Consider the following 23,104-nt stretch of genomic DNA (forward strand, 5'->3'; position numbering starts at 1 on the left):
GCGGGTCACTGCTCCTTGTGGGACAGGGCTCGGACGGTGCGGGACGGGCTGGGTCGGCCCAGTTGTTCGGCCATCCAGACGCTGGTGGCGACGAGACGGTCGAGGTCGACGCCGGTGTCGATGCCAAGGCCCCGCAGCATCCACACGAGGTCCTCGGTGGCGAGGTTGCCGGTGGCGGACTTGGCGTACGGGCAGCCGCCGAGGCCGCCCGCGGAGGCGTCGACCGTGGTGACGCCGTGCTGGAGGGCGGCGTAGGTGTTGGCGAGGGCCTGGCCGTAGGTGTCGTGGAAGTGCACGCCCAGGATCTCCACGGGCACGCCGTGGCCGGTCAGTTCGCTCAGCAGCGCCCGGACGTGGCCCGGCGTCGCCACGCCGATGGTGTCGCCCAGGCTCAGCTCGTCGCAGCCCATGTCGAGCAGCGCCCGGCAGACGTCCACCACCTGCGGGACGGGCACCGGGCCCTCCCAGGGGTCGCCGAAGCACATCGACAGATAGCCGCGGACATGGACGCCGGCCTCCTTGGCGCGCGTCACGACCGGCGCGAACATCGCGAGCGCCGCGTCCAGGGTCCGGTTGAGGTTGGCCTTGGCGAAGGACTCGCTGGCACTGGCGAAGACGGCCACGCGGGTGGCCTTGAGCGCCAGGGCGCGGTCCAGGCCGCGTTCGTTCGGCACGAGCACCGGCAGGTCCACCGGGAGGTCGGCGACCTGCGGGAACAGCTCCTCCGCGTCGGCCAGTTGGGGCACCCATCGCGGGTGGACGAAGCTGGTCGCCTCGATCGTGGTCAGGCCCGCGTCGGCCAGACGGCGGATGAACTGCGCCTTGACCGCCGTCGGGACCGTGCCCTTCTCGTTCTGCAGCCCGTCGCGGGCACCCACCTCGTGGATGCGCACCCGGGCGGGCAGGCCGGGTTCGGGGACCGTCATGGGCAGGTTCACGGCGCCGCCTCCTCATGGGGGGCGATCACGGCCAGCACCTGGTCCATGGCGACCGTCGCGCCGGGGGTGACGTCGAGTTCGGCGACCGTACCGGCGTGCGGGGCGGAGACGACGTGCTCCATCTTCATCGCCTCCACCACCAACAGGCTCTGCCCCGCGGCCACTTCGTCACCGAGCGCGACCTTCACCACCGTCACCGTCCCCGGCATGGGCGCGGTGAGCGAGTCGGCGCCCGCGTGCTTGGCGCCGGTGAGGGAGGCGGCCACCGGGTCGTGGTCGCGCACCTGCCAGGCGTCACCGTCGCGGCCCAGCCAGGTGCCGTCCGGCAGGGCGCTGAAGGTGTGGGTGCGGCCGTCGAGCTGGAAGGTGAACCGGCCCTCGGCGACCGAGGTCGGCGGCCGCCCCGCGAGCGGTGACTCCGCGCCGTCGAGCAGCACCTCCACCCCGCCGCCCGGGGTGCTGCGCACGCGGACGGCGAGCGCGTCGTGACCGGCGGCGTGCAGGTGGTGCGGCGTCCAGACCGGCTCGCCGCCCAGCCGCCAGCCGCTCGGGACGGAGTACGGATCGACCCAGCCGGAGTCCGGCGCGGGGGCCAGAGCGGCGTGCCGCACCAGCGCCGCGGCCGCGTAGACCGCCGGCGGTACGTCGGTGGGGACGAGCGCCGCCACCTCCCGCTCCACCAGACCGGTGTCCAACTCGCCCGCCACGACCGCCGGATGGCCCAGCAGCCGCCGCAGGAACCCGGCGTTCGTCTGCACGCCGAGCGTGACCGTCTCCGCGAGCGCCGCCCGGAGCTTGCGGATCGCGGTGGCGCGGTCGGGGCCGTACGCGATCACCTTGCTCAGCATCGGGTCGTACAGGCTGCCGACCTCGGTGCCCTCGCTGAGCCCGGAGTCGGTGCGGACGCCGTCACCCTGGGGCTCGCGCAGCCGCAGGACGGTGCCGCCGGACGGCAGGAACCCGCGCGCGGGGTCCTCGGCGCAGACGCGGGCCTCGATGGCGTGCCCGGTGAGCGTGACGTCGTCCTGGCCGAAGCCCAGCCGCTCGCCCGCGGCCACCCGCAGCTGCCACTCGACCAGGTCCAGGCCGGTGATCAGCTCGGTGACCGGGTGTTCCACCTGGAGGCGGGTGTTCATCTCCATGAAGTAGTACGAGGAGGGGTCGTCGCCCGGGACGATGAACTCCACCGTGCCCGCGCCCCGGTAGCCGCAGGAGCGGGCCGCCTCGACCGCCGCGCCGCCCATCGACGCGCGCGTGGTCTCGTCGAGCAGGACGCTGGGCGCCTCCTCGATGATCTTCTGGTGGCGGCGCTGGAGCGAGCACTCGCGTTCGCCGAGGTGGACGACGTTGCCGTGGCCGTCCGCCAGGACCTGGATCTCGATGTGCCGGGGGCGGTCGACCCAGCGCTCGACGAGGAGGGTGTCGTCGCCGAAGGAGGCGCGGGCCTCACGGCGGGCGGCCGCGATCTCCTCGTCCAGGAGGTCGAGGTCGCGGACCAGGCGCATGCCCTTGCCGCCGCCGCCCGCGGAGGGCTTGAGCAGGACCGGGGCGCCCAGGGCCCGGGCGGCGTCGGCCAGTTCGGGGTCGCGGCCGCCGGGGACCACGGGGACGCCCGCGGCCTGGACGGTCTCCTTGGCGCGGATCTTGTCGCCCATCAGGGCGATGGCGTCGGCGGGCGGCCCGATGAAGACCAGCCCCGCGTCGGCGCACGCCCGCGCGAAGGCCGCGTTCTCGGCGAGGAAGCCGTACCCGGGGTGGACGGCCTGGGCGCCGGTGCGGGCGGCGGCGTCGAGCAGCCGCTCCACCGACAGATAGCTCTCGGCCGCCGGTGCCGGGCCGATCCGTACCGCGGTGTCGGCCTCGCGGACGTGCCGGGCGTCGGCGTCGGCGTCGGAGAAGACGGCGACGGAGCGCACCCCCATCGAGCGCAGGGTCCGGATCACGCGGACCGCGATCTCGCCCCGGTTGGCGACAAGCACTGTGTCGAACATCGTGTGGAAGTCCCTCACATCCGGAAGACGCCGAACTGGGGGTCACCCAGCGGCGCGTTGGCGCAGGCGGTCAGGGCCAGACCCAGGACCTGCCGGGTCTCCAGGGGATCGATGACCCCGTCGTCCCACAGCCGGGCCGTCGCGTAGTAGGCGTTCCCCTGACGCTCGTACTGCGCGCGGATCGGGTCCTTGAAGCTCTCCTCGTCCTCCGCGGCCCAGGACTCGCCGCGCGCCTCCAACTGGTCCCGCTTGACGGTCGCGAGGACCGAGGCGGCCTGCTCGCCGCCCATGACGGAGATCTTGGCGTTGGGCCACATCCACAGGAAGCGGGGGGAGTAGGCCCGCCCGCACATGGAGTAGTTGCCCGCCCCGTAGGACCCGCCGACCACGACGGTCAGCTTGGGCACGCGCGTGCAGGCCACCGCGGTCACCATCTTGGCGCCGTGCTTGGCGATGCCGCCCGCCTCGTAGTCCTTGCCGACCATGAAGCCGGAGATGTTCTGGAGGAAGAGCAGCGGGATGCCGCGCTGGTCGCACAGCTCGATGAAGTGGGCGCCCTTCTGGGCGGACTCGGAGAAGAGGATGCCGTTGTTGGCGACGATGCCCACCGGGTGGCCGTGGATGTGGGCGAAACCGGTGACCAGGGTCTGCCCGAACTCGGCCTTGAACTCCGAGAAGCGGGAGCCGTCGGCGACGCGGGCGATGATCTCGCGCACGTCGTAGGGGGTGCGGGAGTCGACGGGCACGGCGCCGTAGAGGCCGTAGGGGTCGACCTTCGGCTCCTCGGGGGTGCGCACCTCCCAGGGGAGCGGTCCGCGCGCGGGCAGCGTCGCGGCGATATTCCGCACGATCCGCAGGGCGTGCGCGTCGTCCTCGGCGAGGTGGTCGGTGACCCCGGAGGTCCGGGAGTGCACCTCGCCGCCGCCCAGCTCCTCGGCGGTGACGACCTCGCCGGTGGCGGCCTTCACCAGCGGTGGGCCGCCCAGGAAGATCGTGCCCTGGTTGCGCACGATGACGGCCTCGTCGCTCATGGCCGGCACATAGGCGCCGCCGGCCGTGCAGGAGCCGAGGACCGCGGCGATCTGCGGGATGCCCGCGCCGGACATCCGGGCCTGGTTGAAGAAGATCCGCCCGAAGTGCTCACGGTCGGGGAAGACCTCGTCCTGCATCGGCAGGAAGGCGCCGCCGGAGTCCACGAGGTAGAGGCAGGGCAGCCGGTTCTCCAGGGCCACCTCCTGGGCCCGCAGGTGCTTCTTCACCGTCATCGGGTAGTAGGTGCCGCCCTTGACGGTGGCGTCGTTGGCGACGATCACGCACTCGCGCCCGCTGACCCGCCCGATCCCGGCGATCACACCGGCCGCCGGGGCCTGGCCCTCGTACATCCCGTCGGCGGCGAGGGGGGCGAGCTCCAGGAAGGGGGAGCCGGGGTCGAGCAGGGCGTCGACCCGGTCGCGCGGCAGCAGCTTGCCGCGCGCGGTGTGCCGGGCGCGGGCCTTCTCGCCCCCGCCGAGACGGGCGGCGGCGAGCTTGTCGCGCAGCTCCTCGACGAGTCGCCGGTGACCCCGCTCGTTGGCCCGCCAGGCCTCCGACGCGGGGTCCGCCGCGCTGTGGAGCTCCGGTGCCTGATGCATCCTCGCGATCCCCTCACCTTGTTAATGAGCGTTAACGCATTTCGTCCAGGTTAACGAGCGCTAACCTCCCTGTCTAGAATTGCCTCCATGGCCACCAGAACCGACGCCCCCACCCGCCGCGAGCAGATCCTCAAGGAGGCCGCTCGGCTCTTCGCCGAGCGCGGCTTCCACGGCGTCGGCGTGGACGAGATAGGGGCCGCGGTCGGCATCAGCGGGCCGGGGCTGTACCGCCACTTCGCGGGCAAGGACGCGATGCTCGCCGAGCTCCTGGTGGGGATCAGCGAGCAGCTCCTCAGGGGCGCCAGGCACCGTCTGGCGGAGGTCGACGGCTCCGGTGCCTCGGAGATCCTCGACTCGCTCATCGAGGGGCACATCGACTTCGCGCTCGACGACCGCCCCCTGATCACCCTGCACGACCGCGAGCTGGACCGCCTGCGCGACAGCGACCGCAAGCTCGTACGACAGCTCCAGCGGCAGTACGTCGAGCTGTGGGTGGGCGTCGTGCGCGAGGTGTACCCGGGGCTGACGGAACCCACGGCGCGCTCGGCCGTGCACTCGGTCTTCGGCCTGCTGAACTCGACGCCGCACCTGGGGCGCCCCGGCTCGCTGCCGGGCCGCGGCGCCATGGCCGCTCTGCTGCACCGGATGGCCCGGGGGGCGTTCGCGGCGGCCGGGGAGTGACGAGCGTTACGGACGGGTTCCTCTGGACGGCTCTCGCTACCGGCCGGTACGGTGGATGAGCAAGCGCTTAGCCGTGCGGACCGCAACCATCGATTGAGGAACCCCAACGGCGAGCAACCACCTACGCGAGAGCGGCGCCGACTGAGGCGCAAAGGAGGTGCGGCGGTGCGCCGTACGGTGTTCAACGAGGATCACGAGGCGTTCCGGGAGACCCTCCGGGCCTTCATCGAGGCCGAGGTCGTACCCGTCTACGACGAGTGGTTCGCCGCGGGCCAGGCACCGCGCGACTTCTACTACAAGCTCGCCGAGCTCGGCGTCTTCGGCATCCGCGTGGACGAGGAGTACGGCGGCGCCGGCATCGACTCGTACAAGTTCGAGGCCGTGATGTACGAGGAGACGGCCCGCGCGGGCGTCCAGTTCGGCGGCTCCGGCGTGCACGTGCTGCTCGGCCTGCCGTACATCAAGATGCTCGCCACCGACGAGCAGAAGAAGCGCTTCCTGCCGAAGTTCGTCTCCGGCGAGGAGATGTGGGCCCTGGCGATGACCGAGCCGGGCACCGGCTCCGACCTCGCGGGCATGAAGACCACCGCCAAGCTCTCCGAGGACGGCACGCACTACGTCCTCAACGGCTCCAAGACCTTCATCACCGGCGGCGTCCACGCCGACCGCGTGATCGTCTGCGCCCGCACCTCCGCGCCGACCGCCGAGGACCGCCGCTTCGGCATCTCCCTGTTCGCCGTGGACACCAAGTCCGAGGGCTACTCCATCGGCCGCAAGCTCGACAAGCTCGGCCTGAAGACCTCCGACACCGCCGAGCTGGCGTTCGTCGACGTGAAGGTCCCGGTCGAGGACCTCCTCGGCGAGGAGAACAAGGGCTTCTACTACCTCGGCCACAACCTGGCCTCCGAGCGCTGGGGCATCGCCTTCGGCGCCTACGCGCAGGCCAAGGCCGCCGTCCGGTTCGCCAAGGAGTACGTCCGGGAGCGCACCGTCTTCGGCAAGCCCGTCGCGTCCTTCCAGAACACCAAGTTCGAGCTGGCCGCCTGCCAGGCCGAGGTGGACGCGGCCGAGGCCGTCGTCGACCGCGCCCTGGAGGCCCTGGACGCCGGTGAGCTCACCCCCGCCGAGGCCGCCAGCGCCAAGCTGTTCGCCACCGAGGTCGCGCACCGCGTGATCGACCGCTGCCTCCAGCTGCACGGCGGCTACGGCTTCATGAACGAGTACCCGATCGCCCGCCTCTACGCGGACAACCGCGTCAACCGCATCTACGGCGGCACCAGCGAGATCATGAAGTCGATCATCGCCAAGGACATGGGGCTGTAAGGTTCCGGAAAATCCCCGCCCGTAGCGTCGGCTCCATGAGTCAGGCACTTCAGGATCTCCTCGATCTGCTCGACCTCGAGCAGATCGAGGAGACCATCTTCCGCGGCCGCTCCCGGCCCGCGATCGTCCCCCGTGTCTTCGGCGGCCAGGTCGCGGCCCAGGCACTCGTCGCCGCCGGCCGGACGGTCCCCGAGGACCGCCTCGCCCACTCCCTGCACGCGTACTTCCTGCGCACCGGGGACCCGGGCGCCCCCATCGTGTACACGGTCGAGCCCCTGAACGACGGTCGTTCCTTCACCACCCGCCGCGTGGTCGCCGTCCAGCACGGCAAGCCGATCTTCGCGCTGTCCGCCTCCTTCCAGAGGCACGAGGACGGCTTCGACCACCAGGCCCCCATGCCGCCCGCCCCCGACCCGGCCACCCTCCCCACCTCCGCGGACCGGCTGCGCGGCTACGCCCACATCGCCCCCGACGTCATCGAGAAGTTCCTGGAGGCCCGCGAGGCGATCGACCTGCGCTATGTCGACGAGCCGCCGTACGGGAAGTTCGGCGAGCCGCGCGAGCCGCACTCCCAGGTCTGGTTCCGCACCAACGGCAAGCTGGCGGACGACCCCCTCCTGCACGTCGTCCTCGCCACCTACGTCTCCGACATGACCCTGCTCGACTCGGTCCTCCTCGCCCACGGGCGCGGCGGCTGGGCCGTCGGGGACGTCGTCGGCGCCTCCCTGGACCACGCGATGTGGTTCCACCGCCCCTTCCGCGCCGACGAGTGGCTCCTCTACGACCAGGAGTCGCCCTCCGCGCACGGCGGCCGCGGTCTCGGCCAGGCGCGCATCTACACCCGGGACGGACGGCTCGCCATCTCGGTGATCCAGGAAGGCGTGGTCCGCTCACCTCGGGAAAACTGAAGGGCATGACGAGCGGCAGCACTTCTGAGGACGACGGCGGCGGCGAGTCCACCTTCACGGTGATCGTCGCCGCCGTCGCCAATCTCGGCATCGCGGTGGCCAAGGCCGTCGCCGGTGTCATCAGCGGATCGAGCGCGATGCTGTCGGAGGCGGCCCACTCCGTCGCCGACACCGTCACCGAGGTGCTGCTGCTCACCGCGCTCAAACGCAGCGAGAAACCCGCCGACGAGGACCATCCGCTGGGCTACGGGCCCGAGCGCTACATCTGGGCGATGCTCGCCGCCGTCGCCACCTTCGTCGGCGGCGCGGTCTTCTCCCTCTACGACGGCGTCCACACCCTCGTCACCGGCGAGGAACTCGGCGACCCGCTCGTGTCGTACGTCGTCCTGGGCGTCGCCTTCCTGCTGGAGGGCTACTCCCTGCGGACCGGCGTCAAGCAGGCGCGGGGCGAGGCGGCCAGGTTCCGGGCGCCCTTCCGGGTCTATCTGCGCCACACACCCGACACCGCCGTGAAGGCCGTGGTCCTGGAGGACTCCGCCGCGCTCATCGGGCTCCTGCTCGCCGCGGGCGGCCTGCTCGGCGGGCAGCTCACCGGCTCCGGCGTCTGGGACGGGATCGCCTCGCTGCTCATCGGGCTGCTGCTGCTCTACGTGGCGTGGGTGCTCGGGCGGTCCAACGCCGAGCTGCTCATCGGCCGGCCGCTGCCGAAGCCGATGCGGGAGCGGATCCGGGCCGAGCTGCTGGCGGTGGAGCACATCGAGGCCGTGCTGGAGCTGACCACCCTGGTCCAGGGGCCGCGCGAGGCGCTGGTCGCGGCCAAGGTCGACTTCCGGGACGTGTCGACGGCGGCCCAGATCGAGTGGGCCTGCGAACAGGCCGAGCTGCGGCTGCGGGCGACGTTCCCCGAGGTGAGCCGGGTGTACCTGGACCCGACACCGGGGTACGCGCAGGACCGGACGCAGGGGCTGAATCCCTGGCCGTGACGCCGGGGTCCGGCCCGCCGCCCTACGCCAGCCCCGCCTCCGCCAGCAGATACGCCGTCATCGGGTCGTAGTGGCGGGGGCTGACGACGTGGTCGTCGAGGGGGACCGTCACCTGGACGGTGCCCTCCGCCTCGGCGAGGAAGAGCGCCGGGTCGTTGCAGTCGGCGTAGCCCACGGAGTCGACGCCGTGCTGACCGGCGTAACCCGCCCAGCCGTGGTCGGCGACGACCAGGTCCGGCAGCGGACGGCCCGCGCGCTCCAGTCCGGTCAGGATCGCCTTCATCGGCTCGCCGGAGTGGGTGTGCCACAGCGTGGCCCCGTGCTCCAGGACCGCCACGTCCGCGAACTGCACGACGTACCCCTCGTCCGTCTGGAGCCCCTCCGGGATGACGACGATCTCGCAGCCGGCGGCCCGCAGCGCGGCGGCCGTGGAGTGGTGGACCTCCAGGAGCCCGCCGGGGTGGCCGGTGGCGAACAGGACGCGCTGCCGGCCGTCGGCGGCCTTGCGCAGCCGTGCCGCCATGCGATCCAGGCCGTCCACGGTCAGCTCGGGGTCGATGGTGTCCTGGCCGTACCGGTACTCCGGGTCGTCGTTGACGCCCACCCGCTCCGCCATCACCGCGAGCACGTCCTGCTCGTCACTCCAGCGGTCGCCGAGCTCCAGGCCGAGCCAGAAGTTGCGGACGCCGTTGGCCAGCTGACGGTAGTGGGAGAGGTTGTTCTCGCGGGGCGTCGCGACATCGCCCGCGATGCGGGTCCGTACGAGGTGGTCGACGAGCTCGGCGCGGCTGGGGGTCCCGGGTATCGGCATGCTGCCCATTGTGAGGCAGAGGGCCGCGAGCGTGCCGGGCGGACCGGCCGCTGGGACGCGGGTCACTGCCGCAGGGCGAACCACAACTCCATGCGTACGTCGGGGTCGTCCAGGTCCGCCTCCAGCAGGGACGCGCAACGGGCGATGCGTTGGCGGACGGTGTTGCGGTGCACGGCGAGGGCGACGGCGGTGCGGTCCCAACTGCCGTGCAGGGAGAGCCAGGTGCGCAGGGTGTCGGTGAGCGCCGCCTGGCCCCCGAGAGGCGCGAGGAGCGTGCGGGCGTGGGCCGCCGCCGCGTCGGGCGGGACCAGTGCGGCGAGTGCGGGGCGGGCGCCGTGCCGGACGAGCGCGGTGCGGGTCGCCCGGGCGCGGGCCAGGGCGCGGGCGGCCTGGGTGTCGGCGGACGGCCAGTCGCGCGGAGCGGCGGGGGCGCTGACGCCGAGGGTCCAGCCGGGCTGCGCCGCGGTGTCCCGGTCGGCCGGCACCAGGACCCGTACGACGTCGTCCGCCAGGTCCACCAGCGGCGACCCGAGCGCGGCCCCGAGCCCCGAGGCGGCGACGGCGTCGGGCGCCTGCGCGTCGGGACGGGCGTGCACGACGACCCACCGCCCGCCGCCCAGCAGCCCGGCCACCTCCTCCGGCGGGGCACCCAGCAGCAGCCGTACGAGGGCGAAGGACCGTGCCGCGCCGGAGCCGCTCTGGTGCTCGCCGGTGAGCAGGGAGAGCAGGACGGCGGCGACGGAGGCGATGGTGTGGTCGCCGGGCACCCCCTCGGGCGAGGCGACCCCGAGCACGAACCCCCGGCCCGGGCCGAGCGCGTAGGCGGCGAGATGGGTGCCGGCGACGGTGTCGGTGGCGGTGGTGGTCGAGGAGGCGCGGCCGTTGACGATCTGCGGCAGCTGTGCGAGCGCGTCGCGCACGGCGTCGCCGGGAGCCCGGCCCGCCGAGGCGACCTCCGTCCCCTCCGGCCCGTACAGCACGGCCCACCCCCCGACCCGCTGGGCCAGCCGGCGCAGCACGGACGGCACCGGGTCCGGGCGGGAGGCCGCCGCCGCCAGGCTCTGCTGGGCCTCGGTGACCCGGCGCAGCTCGGCGAGGCGGGCCTGGGCCATGAGCTGCCAGACCGCGCGGGCCACCCCGGAGAAGGTGGTCCGCGGCGGGACCTCGACGAGCGGGAGGCCGGCCGCGTCGCAGGCCGCCACCAGGGCTGTCGGCACCGTGTCGTGCACCGGCGCCACGCCGAAGCCGAGGGCCGCGCCGCCCGCCGCCACGATCCGGGAGACGTAGTCGGCGAAGTAGCTCCCCGAGCCCGCCGCCTGCGCCTGCGGGACATGGACGCCGGCGGTCAGCAGCAGCTCGCCGCCCAGCAGATACGGGTACGGGTCCGCCATCTCCGAGGCGTGCGCCCAGTGGATCGTCGTGGCGGGGTCGCGGGGCCCCGCGATCTGCCGCAGGGCGAGGTCCTCACGGGCCAGGAGTGCCGCGAGGGGCACCGGGGGAGTGGGCGGGACCGCGGGATCCGACATGATGTGCGTTTCCTTCACTCCGTACCGCCTGAATGGATGAAACGTACACTTCGCAGGCTCGGCGCGGCCACCTAGTGTGGCGATGACGTGTATCGCTCCGTGCGCGACGGCGCGCAGGAAAGAAGGCAGTACCTCATGACCAGCAACGAGACGCCCCGCGGCCCCGTCGACTCCTCCCGTGTCCCGCGGTACGCCGGACCCGCGACCTTCGCCCGGCTGCCCCGCCTCGACGAGGTCGGCCGGGCCGATGTCGCCGTGGTCGGCGTGCCCTTCGACTCAGGTGTCTCCTACCGGCCGGGCGCCCGCTTCGGCGGCAACGCGATCCGCGAGGCGTCCCGGCTGCTGCGGCCGTACAACCCGGCGCAGGACGCCTCCCCCTTCGCCCTCGCACAGGTGGCGGACGGCGGCGACATCGCGGTGAACCCGTTCAACATCAACGAGGCCGTCGAGACGGTCGAGGCCGCGGCCGACGACCTGCTGGCCACCGGCGCCCGCCTGATGACCCTCGGCGGCGACCACACCATCGCCCTGCCGCTGCTGCGCTCGGTCGCCAAGAAGCACGGTCCGGTGGCGCTGCTGCACTTCGACGCCCACCTCGACACCTGGGACACCTACTTCGGCGCCGAGTACACGCACGGCACCCCGTTCCGGCGGGCCGTGGAGGAGGGCATCCTCGACACCGAGGCGCTCTCCCACGTGGGTACGCGCGGTCCGCTCTACGGCAAGCAGGACCTCACCGACGACGCGAAGATGGGCTTCGGCATCGTCACGTCCGCGGACGTCTACCGCCGGGGCGCCGACGAGGTCGCCGACCAGCTCCGCCAGCGCATCGGCGACCGGCCGCTCTACATCTCCATCGACATCGACTGCCTGGACCCGGCGCACGCGCCCGGCACGGGTACGCCGGAGGCCGGGGGCATGACGTCCAGGGAGCTGCTGGAGATCCTGCGCGGGCTGGCCGGGTGCAACCTGGTCTCGGCGGACGTCGTCGAGGTGGCCCCCGCGTACGATCACGCGGAGATCACGTCGGTGGCCGCGTCCCACACGGCGTACGAACTGACCACGATCATGTCCCGCCAGATTGCAGAGGCCCGCGCGCAGTGACTCACGACCACGACCTGGTGCTCCGTCCGACGCAGGCGCAGACCGCCGCCGCGCTGCACCCCCCTGCCGGCCGCACCGGCGGAGACCTGGTCGTGGAGACCCTCGCCGCGCTCGGCACGACCACGGTCTTCGGACTGCCGGGCCAGCACGCGCTGGGGATGTTCGACGCGCTGCGGCGGTCCGGCCTGCGCTACGTCGGACTGCGGATGGAGAACAACGCGGGCTTCGCGGCGGACGCGTACGGCCGGATCACCGGCGAGGCGGCGCCGCTGCTGCTGTCGACGGGGCCGGGGGCGCTGACCTCCCTGGCCGCGCTCCAGGAGGCGGCGGCGGCCTCCGCTCCCGTGCTGGCGATCAGCAGCCAGGTCCCGACCGCGGGGCTGGGCGGCGGCCGCCACGGCTATCTGCACGAACTCCCGGACCAGGCGGCCTCGTTCCGGGGCGTGGTGAAGTCGGTGCACACCGTCCGCAGCCAGTCCCAGATCCCCTCCGCGATCGAGGCGGCCTGGAGGTCGGCGCTGACGGCCCCGCACGGGCCGGTGTGGGTGGAGATCCCGCAGGACGTGCTGCTCGCCGAGACGGTGCTCCCGGTCGTCACGGGCGGCGACGCGTTCCCGGAGGAACTGCCGCCGCGCCCCGAACTGACGGCGGTGGCGGCCGACCTGCTCTCGAACGCGGCCCGGCCGGCGATCATCGCGGGCGGGGGAGTGGTACGGGCGGACGCGTCCGGCAAGTTGAGGCAGCTCGCGGAGGTCCTGAAGGCCGCGGTGGTCACCACCCCCGGCGGCAAGGGCGCGTTCCCCTGGAAGCACCCGCTGTCCCTCCAGTCCTGGATGGAGGACCGGCACACCACGGACTTCCTGGAGGACGCCGACGTCCTCCTGGTGGTCGGCTCGGGGCTCGGCGAACTCTCCTCGAACTACCACACGTTCAAGCCGCGCGGCCGGGTGATCCAGATCGAGGCCGACCTCGGCAAGCTGGAGTCCAACCACCCCGCCCTCGGTGTCCACGCGGACGCGCGACTGGCGTTGCAGGCGCTGCTGGAGACGGTGTCGCCGAGGCAGGACGAGGAGGCCGCCGAGCGGGTCCGTTCCGTCCTCGCGAAGGTCTCCGACCGCATCGCCGCCCAGGAACTCACCCTGGAACAGGACGTGTTGGCGTCCGTCCGCAAGGCGCTGCCCGCCGGCTCCCCGTCCTTCTGGGACATGACGATCCTCGCCTACTGGGCCTGGTCGGCCTTCGACGCCCAGGGACCCAACCTCCTGCACTCCGCGCAGGGCGCCGGCGGCCTCGGCTACGGCTTCCCGGCGGCCCTGGGCGCGGCGGTCGCGGACCCGACCCGGCCGGTGCTGGCGGTGTCCGGCGACGGGGGCGCGCTGTACTCGATCGCCGAACTGGCCACGGCACGGCAGTACGACCTCGACGTGACGTGGCTGATCGTCGACGACGGCGGCTACGGCATCCTGCGCGAGTACATGACCGACGCGTTCGGGGAGGCGACGGGCACCGAGCTGAGCCGCCCGGACTTCGCGGCGCTGGCACGGTCGTTCGGGGTCCCGGGGGTGCGGACCACCCCGGAGACGCTTCAGGCGGACCTGGCGAAGGCGCTGGGCGAGCCCGGACCGTCGGTGGTCGTCCTCCCCGCGGTGCTGCGGATGTTCGCGCCGACGCATCTGCGGAGCTGACCCGCACCGCGCGGGTGTGGGGCCCCGGCGGTACGGGTCAGCGGTCCAGCGACGGCACTGCTACCAGATCGCCTCGACCCACTCCGGGTGGTCGATGAACGGGTTGCGGTTCTTCTGGTAGGTGTCGTAGATGACCTGGTTGCGGCGCTCCTCGAAGGCGCTCGGCGGGTCCGCCTCGTTCCAGGCCTTGAGGACGGCGAGCTTGCCCATGTAGGGGGCGGAGCCGTTGCCGACCTTCTCGTTGGGCTCCAGGTCGGCGAAGCCGTCGTCGCCCTCGTAGCGCACGGCCATGTAGAGGATCATGCGGGCCACGTCGCCCCGGTCCGCGGCGCGCGGCGCGAAGGAGTCGGAGTCGACGGTGCTGCCGCCGCCGTTGGTGGCGGAGCTGCCGCCGTTGTCGAAGTCCAGGTTGCCGCGGATGCTGTTGAGCTGGACGTCGCAGGCGCGCAGGTGGTGCAGGTCGGTGCCGGGGCCGGTCACCTCACCGAAGTCGCCGTGGGACTTGGCCCAGGTGTGCTCGCGGTTCCAGTCCCCGAGGTCGCCGCCGTTGAGGGACTTGCTGCGGGAGACACCGCTGTAGAGCAACAGCACGTTGCTGCTGTTGTTCGGGTCCTGGTCGGTGACCTTCAGGGCGTTCCAGACCGCGGAGTACGAGATCTTCGTCTGGCTGCTGATGATCGTGTGCAGCGAGGACTTCAGGCTCGTGCCGGTCTTCCCGATCGCGTTCTTGTAGTACGTCGAGTCGTAGGCCGTCGTGGTCGCCGCCGCCGGGGTCGCGGTCAGCGTGGGGGCGGTGAGGGCGACGAGTACGGCCGAGACGGCGAGCGCCAGGGACTTCGCGCGGCGGGTGCGTATGGGTCTCACGGGCATCGGGGGGTGTCCGTTCTACGCGTGTTGAATGGAGCGGGCATTCGGGAGCGTGACATGGACATGCGCTCCTGTAAATGGCTGGTAGATGTCGATCAGATGACCGGAAACGGCATATCGCCCCTCTTCTACGCGAGTTGGCATGCCGAAAAGCCCCCCGGCCCGTGGGCGGGGGGCTGGTGGCAGTCGTCGCGGGGACGGTGTGTCACCCGACGTCGGACGGGTCCCTGTACGTGGCGTTTTCCTGCGAAATGCCCCAGGGGCGGATAACGGATCGCACATTCATTCCCTGACTCGTGCAACCTTTCGGTCGAACTCGTGAGTCAACAGGGCATGACACAGGGGATATCGAGGCGTGCGAGATGGGTGGCCGGAGGCGCGCTCGTCGCGTGCGTGGCCGCCGCCACACCCGCCACGGCGGCCACCGCGCCGACCGTCAGCTGCACTTCGGCCACCGCCGGGCTCGCCGGCAAGCTGAAGAAGGACATCACGTCGGCGCTCGCCAACCGCAAGGGGACCATCGCGGTCGGCCTGTACGACCGTACGACCAAGACGACCTGCACCCTGCGGGCCGGCACGGCCTACGACTCCGCGAGCGTGGTCAAGGTCACGGTGCTCGCCACGCTGCTGTGGGACGCGAAGAGGAACAACCGGTATCTCACCGACCGCGAGAACACCCTCGCCAAGGCGATGATCACCAAGTCGGACAACGACGCGACCAGCAAGCTGTGGAAGCAGCTGGGCATGACGAAGATCAAGGGGTTCCTCGCCGCGGCGGGCATGACCCAGACCAAGCCCGGCGCGAACGGCTACTGGGGCCTGACCCAGATCACGGTCACCGACGAGCAGAAGCTGCTCAAGCTGGTCACCGCGAACAACGCGGTCCTCAGCGACAACTCCCGTGCCTACATCCTGAAGTTGATGGGGCAGGTCGTGTCGTCCCAGCGCTGGGGCACACCGTACGGCGCCGGGTCGGACGTCTCCGTGCACGTCAAGAACGGCTGGCTCCAGCGCTCCACGCACGGCTGGCGCGTGCACAGCGTCGGCACCTTCAAGGGCGGCGGGCACGACTACGTGATGACGGTGCTCACGCACGGCAACAGCACCATGAACTACGGCATCACGACCATCCAGGGCGTCGCCAAGGTCATCCACCGGGACCTCGCCGCGTCCTGACGCCTGCCGGACTCCCGCCCGTCACCCACCCGCCCTACGGTGACGGCCATGCGCAGCAGAACCGTACTCGCGACCCTCGCCGCCGGCCTGGCGGCGGCCACCTGTGTGACCGCCGCCGGACCCGCCAACGCGTACAGACGACGCGGTTCTACGCCCTGAAGGTGCGAACCTCTTCCTAGCGCAGCGTCGCCGCACCGGCGCGCGCGAACGTCTCGTCCAGGTCGCCGGACGGGGCGCCCGCGACGCCGATGCCCGCGATCGGGGCGTTGCCCGCGGTCACCGGCACGGCTCCCGCGAGGAACAGCGTGCCCGGGATGTCCTTCAGGTTCGGCGCGCTCTGGAGGCGCTTGGCCAGCTCGGAGGTCGGGGCGTTCCAGGACACCGCGGTGAAGGCCTTGCGGACCGCGGACTCGTAGGACTGCGGGCCGGCGCCGTCGCCGCGCAGCGTCACCAGGGTGTTGCCGTTGCGGTCGACGACCGCGACGGACACCCGCTGGTTGTCCTTCCTCGCCGCGTCCAGGACCGCCTCGGCGGCCTCGGTGGCCGCGGCGACCGACAGGTGCGTGGAGGTGACGGTGTCCGCCTGCCGCACGGCGGCGGGGCGGGCCGGGGCGGCGGCCGGCGCCGAGGCGTTGGCGGACACGGTGCCGAAGGTTCCGGCGGCCACGGCCGCGAGGACGACGCCACCGGTGGCGACACGGGCACGACGGGAGAGCTTCTTCATGGCTCGGGGCTCCTCAGACTCAGCGGCGTCGGGCGGCCCGACGTTCGGTGTGCTTCCAGCCTGGGTCCGGATCCGGCCCTTCCCCGTCGGCGTTCCGGCTGCTCACGGCGGGCGGGACGGTCGACACGGGGGTCATCCGATCGGTTGACCCCCGGGTCGTGCGGGGCGGGGGACACTGAAGGTGTTCGTCCTGTCCACCGCACGGTGCGGGGCTCGGTGGGAAGTGGGAAGGCGGTCCGGCGCGATGCGGACACCCCGGTACGGCGGAGCGCCGAAGCCCCCGGCCCAGGGCCAGGCCCAGGCGCAGATGCCGGCCGACCCCGACGCCCGTTGGCTCGCCGCCGTCATGCACGTCACCTTCTTCGTGCTGCTCGCCTCGTCGATGGTCCGCTACGTCCACCGCCACGAGCACGAGGCCCGAGCCCCCTGGGTGATCGCGCTGGCCGTGGTCCTCGCGGTCCTGTACGCCCTCGGACCGCTGCGTGAGCGCACGCGCCCGGCGGCACCGCGGCTGGCGTGGCTCGGTGGCGTCATCGCGGTCTGGGCCGTCCTGGTCGCCCTGGCGCCCAGCTTCTCCTGGGTGGCCGTCCCGCTCTTCTACGTCGTCCTGCGGCGGCTGCCCCCGGTCGCCGCGTACGTCCTCGTCGGCGTGCTCACCGTCTTCGTGATCGTCGCCCAGCTCCAGCTCGCCCGGCGGTTCGACCTCGACCTGGTCGTCGGCCCGGCGGCCGTGGCCGGGTTCGCCACCGCGGTCTTCGCGCACATGCAGCGCCAGGCGGACCGCCGACGCACCCTGATCGACGACCTCGTCCGCACCCGCCGCGAGCTGGCCGCCACCGAGCGCCGCGAGGGCACCCTCGCCGAACGCCAGCGGCTCGCCATGGAGATCCACGACACCCTCGCCCAGGGCCTGTCCAGCCAGCAGATGCTGCTCCAGGCCGCCGAGCGGGTGTGGGAGTCGGACCCGGCCAAGGCCCGCGCCCATGTCCGCACCGCCGGGTCGGTCGCCGAGCACAACCTCGCCGAGGCCCGCCGCTTCGTCCACGATCTGGCCCCGGCCGACCTGGCGCGCGGCACAGGCCTGGCCGAGGCGCTGCGCACGCTGGCCGCCCGCGAGTCCGGCGACCGTCTCACCGTCCGCGCGCACATCGACGACGGCGGCCGTACGGCCCCGCTGCCCGACCGCGTCCAGTCGGCGCTGCTGCGGATCGCGCAGGGCGCCCTGGCCAACGTGCGGGAGCACTCCGGCGCCGCCACCGCCGCGCTCACCCTGACCCTCCTCGACGACCAGGCCGTCCTGGACGTCGCCGACGACGGTCGCGGCTTCGACCCCGGGGCCCTGCCCGACACCCCGACCGGGACCCGCGGCCACGGCCTGCCCGCGATCCGCGCCCGCGTGCGGCAGCTGGGCGGCACCCTGACCGTCGAATCCGCCCCCGACGAGGGCACGGTCCTGTCGGCCGCGATCCCGCTGGCGAACGGCACCTCCCCAGCGCCCTCCGCATCCCCCGCGTCCCCCCAGCCCCCGGAGGCCCGCCCATGACCGACGCCGCGCCTCCCGCCGCCCGGGCCACCCCCGCCGCTCCCGTCCGTATCCTCCTCTGCGACGACCACGCCGTCGTGCGCGCCGGGCTGCTCGCCCTGCTCGACAGCGCGCCCGGCATCGAGGTGGTCGGTGAGGCGGGCACCGGGGAGGAGGCCCTGGCGCTGGCCGCGAAGGTGGCGCCGGACGTCGTGCTGATGGACCTCCAGCTCGGGGACGGGATCGACGGCGTGACGACCACGCGCCGCCTCACCGCGGGGCCCGGCGGCGGCCCGCACGTCCTGGTCCTCACCACCTACGACACCGACGCCGACATCACCCGTGCCATCGAGGCCGGCGCCACCGGCTATCTGCTGAAGGCCGAGCGGCCCGAGGAGCTGTTCGCCGCGATCCACGCCGCCGCCCAGGGCCGCACCGCCCTGTCGGCGCCGGTCGCCGGCCGGGTCATGGCCAACCTGCGCAGCCCCCGGCCCACCCTCACCGACCGTGAGCGCGACATCCTCGCCCAGCTCGCGCGGGGCCTCGGCAACCGGGAGATCGCCAAGGCCCTGTTCATCAGCGAGGCGACGGTCAAGACCCATCTGGGCCGGATCTACGACAAGCTCGGCGTGGACACCCGGGCGGGCGCGGTCGCGGTGGCGAAGGAGCAGCGGCTGCTCTCGTGAGAGCGGGAACCCGGCACGCTCACCGCGCCCGCTCGTACGCGTCGACCGTCCCGTCACCGTTGTCGTCGAACATGTAGTCGTACGCGTCGCCGTAGTCGTCCCGGTAGCGCATGCACGTGCCCTCGGCGCGCAGCTCGGGCTCGCCGTCGTAGTAGCCGCGGTGGAGCGTCACCCGGATCCCGCCGTCGAGGGTGGTCGCGATGCCGTTCTCCACCTCCTCGACCGTGCGGCCGTCCGCGCGCCACGTGGCCCGCAGGGACGCCAGCGCCGCGCGATAGTCCTCGTCGCCCGCGAAGTCCAGGTCCCACGTGAAGGAGGGCTCGTCCCGGGTGACACCGCCCTCGTCGAAGCCGAGGTCGTCCACGCACGACGAGCTGCCCTCCTGGGAGGCGTACGGCTCACCGGCCGGCGCCGGGGACAGCGCCCGGTAGGCGTCCTCGCCGGCCCGGGTGGTGGCCCGGACATGGGCACGGAACTCCTCGGTGCTGCGCACGGGCCCGCCCTGCATCGCCTCGCACCCCTTGGCCGTCAGCCCGAGAAGCGCCACGAGGGCGACACCGAGGACGGGGACCACGATCGTCGACTTCATGCCGTCGATCAAAGCGGCCGGGGACGGCGTGCGGCAGCGCTCCGCTACTCAGCCGGTCTGAGCAGCGGCACTCAGGCCGATTGTTGCGGAGGGATGAAATCCGGTTCCTTTCGTGTTGGTGCCTTCCGGAAGATCAGGACCACCCACCGACCGACGGAGGACACCCGCGTGAGCGCGCACCAGGGAGGGCCCGGGCGGGAACGAGCGGGCTGGGCACGGCGACTGGCCGGATACGCCTGGCGGTATCCGAAGGACGTCGTCCTCGCTCTCGGCTCCTCGCTGGTCGGCATGGCCGTGATGGCGCTGGTCCCGCTGATCACCAAGGTGATCATCGACGACGTCATCGGCGACCACAGCCGGGACATGGCCCCCTGGGCGGGCCTCCTCATCGGCGCCGCCCTCGTCGTCTACGTCCTGACCTACATCCGCCGCTACTACGGCGGCCGCCTCGCCCTCGACGTCCAGCACGACCTGCGCACCGACATGTACGGCACGATCACCCGCCTCGACGGCCGCCGCCAGGACGAGCTGTCCACGGGCCAGGTCGTCGGCCGGGCCACCAGCGACCTCCAGCTGATCCAGGGCCTGCTGTTCATGCTCCCGATGACGATCGGGAACTTCGCCCTGTTCCTGGTCTCCCTGGTCGTCATGGCCTGGCTCTCGCTGCCGCTCACCGTCGTCGCGCTGGCGGTCGCGCCCGCCGTGTGGTGGATCGCCAGGCGCAGCCGCAGCAAGCTGCACCCCGCCACCTGGTACGCCCAGGCCCAGGCCGCCGCCGTCGCGGGCGTGGTCGACGGGGCCGTGGGCGGGGTCCGGGTGGTCAAGGGCTTCGGCCAGGAGGAGCAGGAGACCGGCAAGCTGCGGGAGGTCAGCCGGCGGCTCTTCGCGGGGCGGCTGCGCACCATCCGCCTCAACTCCCGGTACACCCCCGCGCTCCAGGCCGTCCCCGCCCTCGGGCAGGTCGCGATGCTCGCCCTCGGCGGCTGGCTCGCGGTCCGCGGCCACATCACCCTCGGCACCTTCGTCGCCTTCTCCACCTACCTCGCCCAGCTGGTCGGCCCGGTCCGGATGCTCGCCATGGTCCTCACGGTCGCCCAGCAGGCCCGCGCGGGCACCGAGCGGGTGCTGGAGCTCATCGACACCGAGCCGTCGATGAAGGACGGCACCAAGGAGCTGCCCGCCGACGCGCCCGCGACCGTCGAGTTCGACGACGTCTCCTTCGGGTACGAGGCCACCAGACCCGTCCTCGACGGCCTCAGCTTCGAGATCCGGCCCGGCGAGACCCTCGCCGTCGTCGGCTCCTCCGGCTCCGGCAAGTCCACCGTCTCCCTGCTGCTGCCGCGCTTCTACGACGTCACCCACGGCGCCGTCCTCGTCGGCGGCCACGACGTCCGCGAACTCACCCAGGACTCCCTCAGGGCCGCGATCGGACTGGTCCCCGAGGACTCCTTCCTGTTCTCGGACACCGTCCGCGCCAACATCGCGTACGGCCGTCCCGAGGCCAGTCAGGAGGAGATCGAGAAGGCCGCCCGCGCCGCCCAGGCGGACCGTTTCATCGCCGAGCTGCCCGAGGGCTACGACACCAAGGTCGGTGAGCACGGCCTCACCCTCTCCGGCGGCCAGCGCCAGCGCGTCGCCCTCGCCCGGGCGATCCTCACCGACCCGCGGCTCCTCGTCCTCGACGACGCCACCTCCGCGGTGGACGCCCAGGTCGAGCACGAGATCCACGAGGCGCTGAAGCAGGTCATGCAGGGCCGCACGACCCTCCTCATCGCGCACCGCCGCTCCACCCTGAACCTCGCCGACCGCATCGCCGTCCTCGACGAGGGCCGCCTCGCCGACCTCGGCACCCACGAGGAGCTCCAGCGGCGGTCCGCGCTCTACCGGCGCCTGCTCACCGACCCCGACGAACTCGGCGGCGTCTCGCCCGGCCACGCCCCGCCCCCCGCGCCCCGCGAGGACACCTCCGTACGGGAGGAGCTGGACGCCGAGTTCGACGCCGAGCGCGGCATCACGCCCCGGCTGTGGGCGGGGGAGCGCGGCTCCCGGGACACGGCGCCGGCCGGCACGCCGGCCACCCCGGAGCTGCTCGCCCAGGTCGAGGCGCTGCCTCCGGCGACCGACACCCCCGACATCGACGAGGCCCGCGCGGTCACCCCGGAGGAGTCCTACGGCCTGCGCCGGCTGCTCCACGGCTTCGGCCCCGTCCTGCTGATCAGCCTCGGGCTCGTCGCCGTGGACGCCGGCATGGGGCTGCTGCTGCCGATCCTGATCCGGCACGGCATCGACTCCGGTGTCGGCGAACTCGCCCTCGGCGCGGTGTGGGCGGCCTCGCTGCTCGGACTGGTCACCGTGGGCGTGCAGTGGGCGGCACAGGTCGGTGAGACCCGGATGACGGGACGGACGGGCGAGCGTGTCCTCTACTCGCTCCGCCTGAAGATCTTCGCGCAGCTCCAGCGGCTCGGACTCGACTACTACGAGCGGGAGTTGACCGGCCGGATCATGACCCGCATGACCACCGACGTCGACGCGCTGTCCACCTTCCTCCAGACCGGCCTGGTCACCGCGTTCGTCTCGGTCGTCACCTTCTTCGGCATCATGGTCGCCCTGCTGGTGCTCGACGTGGAGCTCGCGTTGCTGGTGTTCGCGACGCTGCCTCCGCTGATCGTCGCCACGTACTTCTTCCGCAGGGCGAGCGTGAAGGCGTACGAACTGGCCCGTGAGCGGGTGTCGGGGGTCAACGCCGACCTCCAGGAGTCCGTCGCCGGGCTGCGGATCGTGCAGGCCTTCCGGCGCGAGCGGGACGGCGGGGCGCGGTTCGCGGAGCGCAGCGACGGCTACCGGCAGGCGCGGATCCGGGGGCAGTGGCTGATCTCGATCTACTTCCCCTTCGTGCAGCTGCTGTCCTCGGTCGCCGCGGCCGCCGTGCTGGTCGCGGGCGCGGGGCGGATCGACGACGCGACGCTGACCACCGGTGCGCTGGTGGCCTACCTGCTCTACATCGACCTGTTCTTCGCGCCGGTGCAGCAGCTCTCGCAGGTCTTCGACGGCTACCAGCAGGCGACCGTCTCACTGGGCCGGATCCAGGAGCTGCTCCGGGAGCCGACGTCGACGAAGGCGGCCGAGGAGCCGATGGAGGTGCTCTCGCTGCGGGGCGACGTGGCCTTCGAGGGCGTGCACTTTGCCTACGGCGAGGAGGAAGAGGCGCTCAGCGACGTCGAGTTGCGGATCCCCGCCGGGCAGACCGTCGCCTTCGTCGGCGAGACCGGCGCCGGCAAGTCGACCCTGGTGAAGCTGGTGGCGCGGTTCTACGACCCGACGGCGGGCCGGGTGACGGTCGACGGCACGGACCTGCGGGCGCTGGACCTCACGTCGTACCGGCACCACCTCGGTGTCGTCCCGCAGGAGGCGTACCTCTTCCAGGGCACGGTCCGTGACGCCATCGCCTACGGCCGTCCCGACGCCACGGACGCCGAGGTGGAGGCGGCGGCCCGCGCGGTCGGCGCCCACGAGATGATCGCGACCCTCGACGGCGGCTACCTCCACGAGGTCGCCGAACGCGGCCGCAACCTCTCCGCCGGCCAGCGCCAGCTGATCGCGCTGGCCCGCGCCGAACTCGTCGACCCCGACATCCTCCTCCTCGACGAGGCCACAGCCGCCCTCGACCTCGCCACGGAGGCCCAGGTCAACCAGGCCACGGACCGCCTGGCGGGCCGCCGCACCACCCTCGTGGTCGCCCACCGCCTCACCACCGCCGCCCGCGCCGACCGGGTCGTGGTGATGGACCACGGCCGTGTCGTGGAGGACGGCACCCACGAGGAGCTGCTGGCCCTGGACGGCCGGTACGCGGCCCTTTGGCGCACCTTCGTGGGGGAGGACGCGACCGCGGTGGCGTGAGGGCCGGCCGCGGGGGATCCCGGCCTGTTCCGGTGACGGGCGTGCAACCATCCGACACACGT

General features: G+C 72.7%; 18 protein-coding genes. 10 read left to right on the forward strand and 8 right to left on the reverse strand.

Features of this window, described 5'->3' with window-relative positions:
- Positions 1-5 precede the first annotated feature (5 nt).
- From ACZ56U_RS15235 to ACZ56U_RS15245, 3 genes are read right to left on the reverse strand one after another with little or no spacing between them, the layout of a single operon-like run.
- Positions 6-938 carry a hydroxymethylglutaryl-CoA lyase gene (locus ACZ56U_RS15235; RefSeq protein ID WP_469084475.1) on the reverse strand — a complete coding sequence of 311 codons (933 nt, stop codon included), beginning with the start codon at positions 936-938 and terminating at the stop codon, positions 6-8.
- Positions 935-2,929, reverse strand: a complete 1,995-nt coding sequence (locus ACZ56U_RS15240) for an acetyl/propionyl/methylcrotonyl-CoA carboxylase subunit alpha (protein WP_469084476.1) — start codon at positions 2,927-2,929, stop codon at positions 935-937. Before ACZ56U_RS15240 ends, ACZ56U_RS15235 begins: the two co-directional genes overlap by 4 nt.
- A 14-nt stretch (positions 2,930-2,943) precedes the next feature.
- Entirely contained in the window at positions 2,944-4,560 is a 1,617-nt protein-coding gene (locus ACZ56U_RS15245) for a carboxyl transferase domain-containing protein (protein WP_469084477.1), read from the reverse strand.
- 87 nt (positions 4,561-4,647) lie between these two features.
- Here ACZ56U_RS15245 and ACZ56U_RS15250 point away from each other — a divergent pair, with 87 nt between their 5' ends.
- The 4 genes from ACZ56U_RS15250 (at position 4,648) to ACZ56U_RS15265 (ending at position 8,455) form a co-directional block, all read left to right on the forward strand.
- The gene (locus ACZ56U_RS15250; RefSeq protein ID WP_469084478.1) at positions 4,648-5,241 is read left to right on the forward strand and encodes an SACE_7040 family transcriptional regulator; all 594 of its coding nucleotides are present in this window, start codon (positions 4,648-4,650) and stop codon (positions 5,239-5,241) included.
- Between the two features lie 165 nt (positions 5,242-5,406).
- Complete coding sequence (locus ACZ56U_RS15255; protein WP_469084479.1) at positions 5,407-6,564, forward strand: acyl-CoA dehydrogenase family protein; 1,158 nt, start codon at positions 5,407-5,409, stop codon at positions 6,562-6,564.
- Between the two features lie 35 nt (positions 6,565-6,599).
- Positions 6,600-7,472, forward strand: coding sequence for an acyl-CoA thioesterase (locus ACZ56U_RS15260; RefSeq protein WP_469084480.1), 873 nt, complete (start codon positions 6,600-6,602; stop codon positions 7,470-7,472).
- A gap of 5 nt (positions 7,473-7,477) precedes the next feature.
- Positions 7,478-8,455, forward strand: a complete 978-nt coding sequence (locus tag ACZ56U_RS15265) for a cation diffusion facilitator family transporter (RefSeq protein ID WP_469084481.1) — start codon at positions 7,478-7,480, stop codon at positions 8,453-8,455.
- 22 nt (positions 8,456-8,477) lie between these two features.
- Here ACZ56U_RS15265 and ACZ56U_RS15270 read toward each other — a convergent pair whose 3' ends face one another.
- Both ACZ56U_RS15270 and ACZ56U_RS15275 read right to left on the reverse strand, forming a co-directional pair.
- Positions 8,478-9,266: a phosphatase gene (locus ACZ56U_RS15270; RefSeq protein ID WP_469084482.1), complete on the reverse strand. Its 789-nt coding sequence runs from the start codon at positions 9,264-9,266 to the stop codon at positions 8,478-8,480.
- A 62-nt stretch (positions 9,267-9,328) separates the two neighbouring features.
- Positions 9,329-10,792 (reverse strand): PucR family transcriptional regulator, encoded by a 1,464-nt coding sequence (locus ACZ56U_RS15275; protein ID WP_469084483.1) that lies wholly within the window; start codon positions 10,790-10,792, stop codon positions 9,329-9,331.
- A gap of 135 nt (positions 10,793-10,927) precedes the next feature.
- On the opposite strand from ACZ56U_RS15275, the gene speB reads away from it, so the two are divergent.
- Positions 10,928-11,896 carry an agmatinase gene (gene speB, locus ACZ56U_RS15280; protein WP_469084484.1) on the forward strand — a complete coding sequence of 323 codons (969 nt, stop codon included), beginning with the start codon at positions 10,928-10,930 and terminating at the stop codon, positions 11,894-11,896.
- A complete protein-coding gene (locus tag ACZ56U_RS15285; RefSeq protein WP_469084485.1) occupies positions 11,893-13,581 on the forward strand; it encodes a thiamine pyrophosphate-binding protein in 1,689 nt (562 codons plus the stop codon). Before speB ends, ACZ56U_RS15285 begins: the two co-directional genes overlap by 4 nt.
- Positions 13,582-13,641: 60 nt before the next feature.
- Here the strand turns inward: ACZ56U_RS15285 and ACZ56U_RS15290 are convergent, their stop codons facing one another.
- Positions 13,642-14,451 (reverse strand): endonuclease I family protein, encoded by an 810-nt coding sequence (locus ACZ56U_RS15290; protein WP_469084486.1) that lies wholly within the window; start codon positions 14,449-14,451, stop codon positions 13,642-13,644.
- A 330-nt stretch (positions 14,452-14,781) separates the two neighbouring features.
- On the opposite strand from ACZ56U_RS15290, the gene ACZ56U_RS15295 reads away from it, so the two are divergent.
- Positions 14,782-15,624: a serine hydrolase gene (locus tag ACZ56U_RS15295; RefSeq protein WP_469084487.1), complete on the forward strand. Its 843-nt coding sequence runs from the start codon at positions 14,782-14,784 to the stop codon at positions 15,622-15,624.
- A gap of 175 nt (positions 15,625-15,799) precedes the next feature.
- Here ACZ56U_RS15295 and ACZ56U_RS15300 read toward each other — a convergent pair whose 3' ends face one another.
- Positions 15,800-16,348: a GlcG/HbpS family heme-binding protein gene (locus ACZ56U_RS15300; RefSeq protein ID WP_469084488.1), complete on the reverse strand. Its 549-nt coding sequence runs from the start codon at positions 16,346-16,348 to the stop codon at positions 15,800-15,802.
- Between the two features lie 307 nt (positions 16,349-16,655).
- Between ACZ56U_RS15300 and ACZ56U_RS15305 the strand changes: the two genes are divergently transcribed.
- Positions 16,656-17,891 carry a sensor histidine kinase gene (locus ACZ56U_RS15305; RefSeq protein ID WP_469084672.1) on the forward strand — a complete coding sequence of 412 codons (1,236 nt, stop codon included), beginning with the start codon at positions 16,656-16,658 and terminating at the stop codon, positions 17,889-17,891.
- On the forward strand, positions 17,888-18,556 hold the full coding sequence (locus tag ACZ56U_RS15310; RefSeq protein WP_469084489.1) for a response regulator: 669 nt from the start codon (positions 17,888-17,890) through the stop codon (positions 18,554-18,556). Before ACZ56U_RS15305 ends, ACZ56U_RS15310 begins: the two co-directional genes overlap by 4 nt.
- Before the next feature lie 19 nt (positions 18,557-18,575).
- Here ACZ56U_RS15310 and ACZ56U_RS15315 read toward each other — a convergent pair whose 3' ends face one another.
- Positions 18,576-19,145 carry a hypothetical protein gene (locus ACZ56U_RS15315; RefSeq protein WP_469084490.1) on the reverse strand — a complete coding sequence of 190 codons (570 nt, stop codon included), beginning with the start codon at positions 19,143-19,145 and terminating at the stop codon, positions 18,576-18,578.
- Between the two features lie 168 nt (positions 19,146-19,313).
- On the opposite strand from ACZ56U_RS15315, the gene ACZ56U_RS15320 reads away from it, so the two are divergent.
- The gene (locus tag ACZ56U_RS15320; RefSeq protein ID WP_469084491.1) at positions 19,314-23,042 is read left to right on the forward strand and encodes an ABC transporter ATP-binding protein; all 3,729 of its coding nucleotides are present in this window, start codon (positions 19,314-19,316) and stop codon (positions 23,040-23,042) included.
- The last annotated feature ends 62 nt before the right edge of the window (positions 23,043-23,104 follow it).

The sequence above is a fragment of the Streptomyces sp. NPDC034103 genome, from assembly GCF_055575395.1.

Excerpts from the sequence above, each read along its gene's own strand:
- ACZ56U_RS15275 (WP_469084483.1), bottom strand. The coding sequence starts at position 10,792 with ATGTCGGATCCCGCGGTCCCGCCCACTCCCCCGGTGCCCCTCGCGGCA.
- ACZ56U_RS15270 (WP_469084482.1), bottom strand. The coding sequence starts at position 9,266 with ATGCCGATACCCGGGACCCCCAGCCGCGCCGAGCTCGTCGACCACCTC.
- ACZ56U_RS15305 (WP_469084672.1), top strand. The coding sequence starts at position 16,656 with ATGCCGGCCGACCCCGACGCCCGTTGGCTCGCCGCCGTCATGCACGTC.
- ACZ56U_RS15310 (WP_469084489.1), top strand. The coding sequence starts at position 17,888 with ATGACCGACGCCGCGCCTCCCGCCGCCCGGGCCACCCCCGCCGCTCCC.
- speB (WP_469084484.1), top strand. The coding sequence starts at position 10,928 with ATGACCAGCAACGAGACGCCCCGCGGCCCCGTCGACTCCTCCCGTGTC.
- ACZ56U_RS15240 (WP_469084476.1), bottom strand. The coding sequence starts at position 2,929 with ATGTTCGACACAGTGCTTGTCGCCAACCGGGGCGAGATCGCGGTCCGC.
- ACZ56U_RS15250 (WP_469084478.1), top strand. The coding sequence starts at position 4,648 with ATGGCCACCAGAACCGACGCCCCCACCCGCCGCGAGCAGATCCTCAAG.
- ACZ56U_RS15300 (WP_469084488.1), bottom strand. The coding sequence starts at position 16,348 with ATGAAGAAGCTCTCCCGTCGTGCCCGTGTCGCCACCGGTGGCGTCGTC.
- ACZ56U_RS15265 (WP_469084481.1), top strand. The coding sequence starts at position 7,478 with ATGACGAGCGGCAGCACTTCTGAGGACGACGGCGGCGGCGAGTCCACC.
- ACZ56U_RS15245 (WP_469084477.1), bottom strand. The coding sequence starts at position 4,560 with ATGCATCAGGCACCGGAGCTCCACAGCGCGGCGGACCCCGCGTCGGAG.
- ACZ56U_RS15315 (WP_469084490.1), bottom strand. The coding sequence starts at position 19,145 with ATGAAGTCGACGATCGTGGTCCCCGTCCTCGGTGTCGCCCTCGTGGCG.
- ACZ56U_RS15260 (WP_469084480.1), top strand. The coding sequence starts at position 6,600 with ATGAGTCAGGCACTTCAGGATCTCCTCGATCTGCTCGACCTCGAGCAG.
- ACZ56U_RS15295 (WP_469084487.1), top strand. The coding sequence starts at position 14,782 with ATGACACAGGGGATATCGAGGCGTGCGAGATGGGTGGCCGGAGGCGCG.
- ACZ56U_RS15290 (WP_469084486.1), bottom strand. The coding sequence starts at position 14,451 with ATGCCCGTGAGACCCATACGCACCCGCCGCGCGAAGTCCCTGGCGCTC.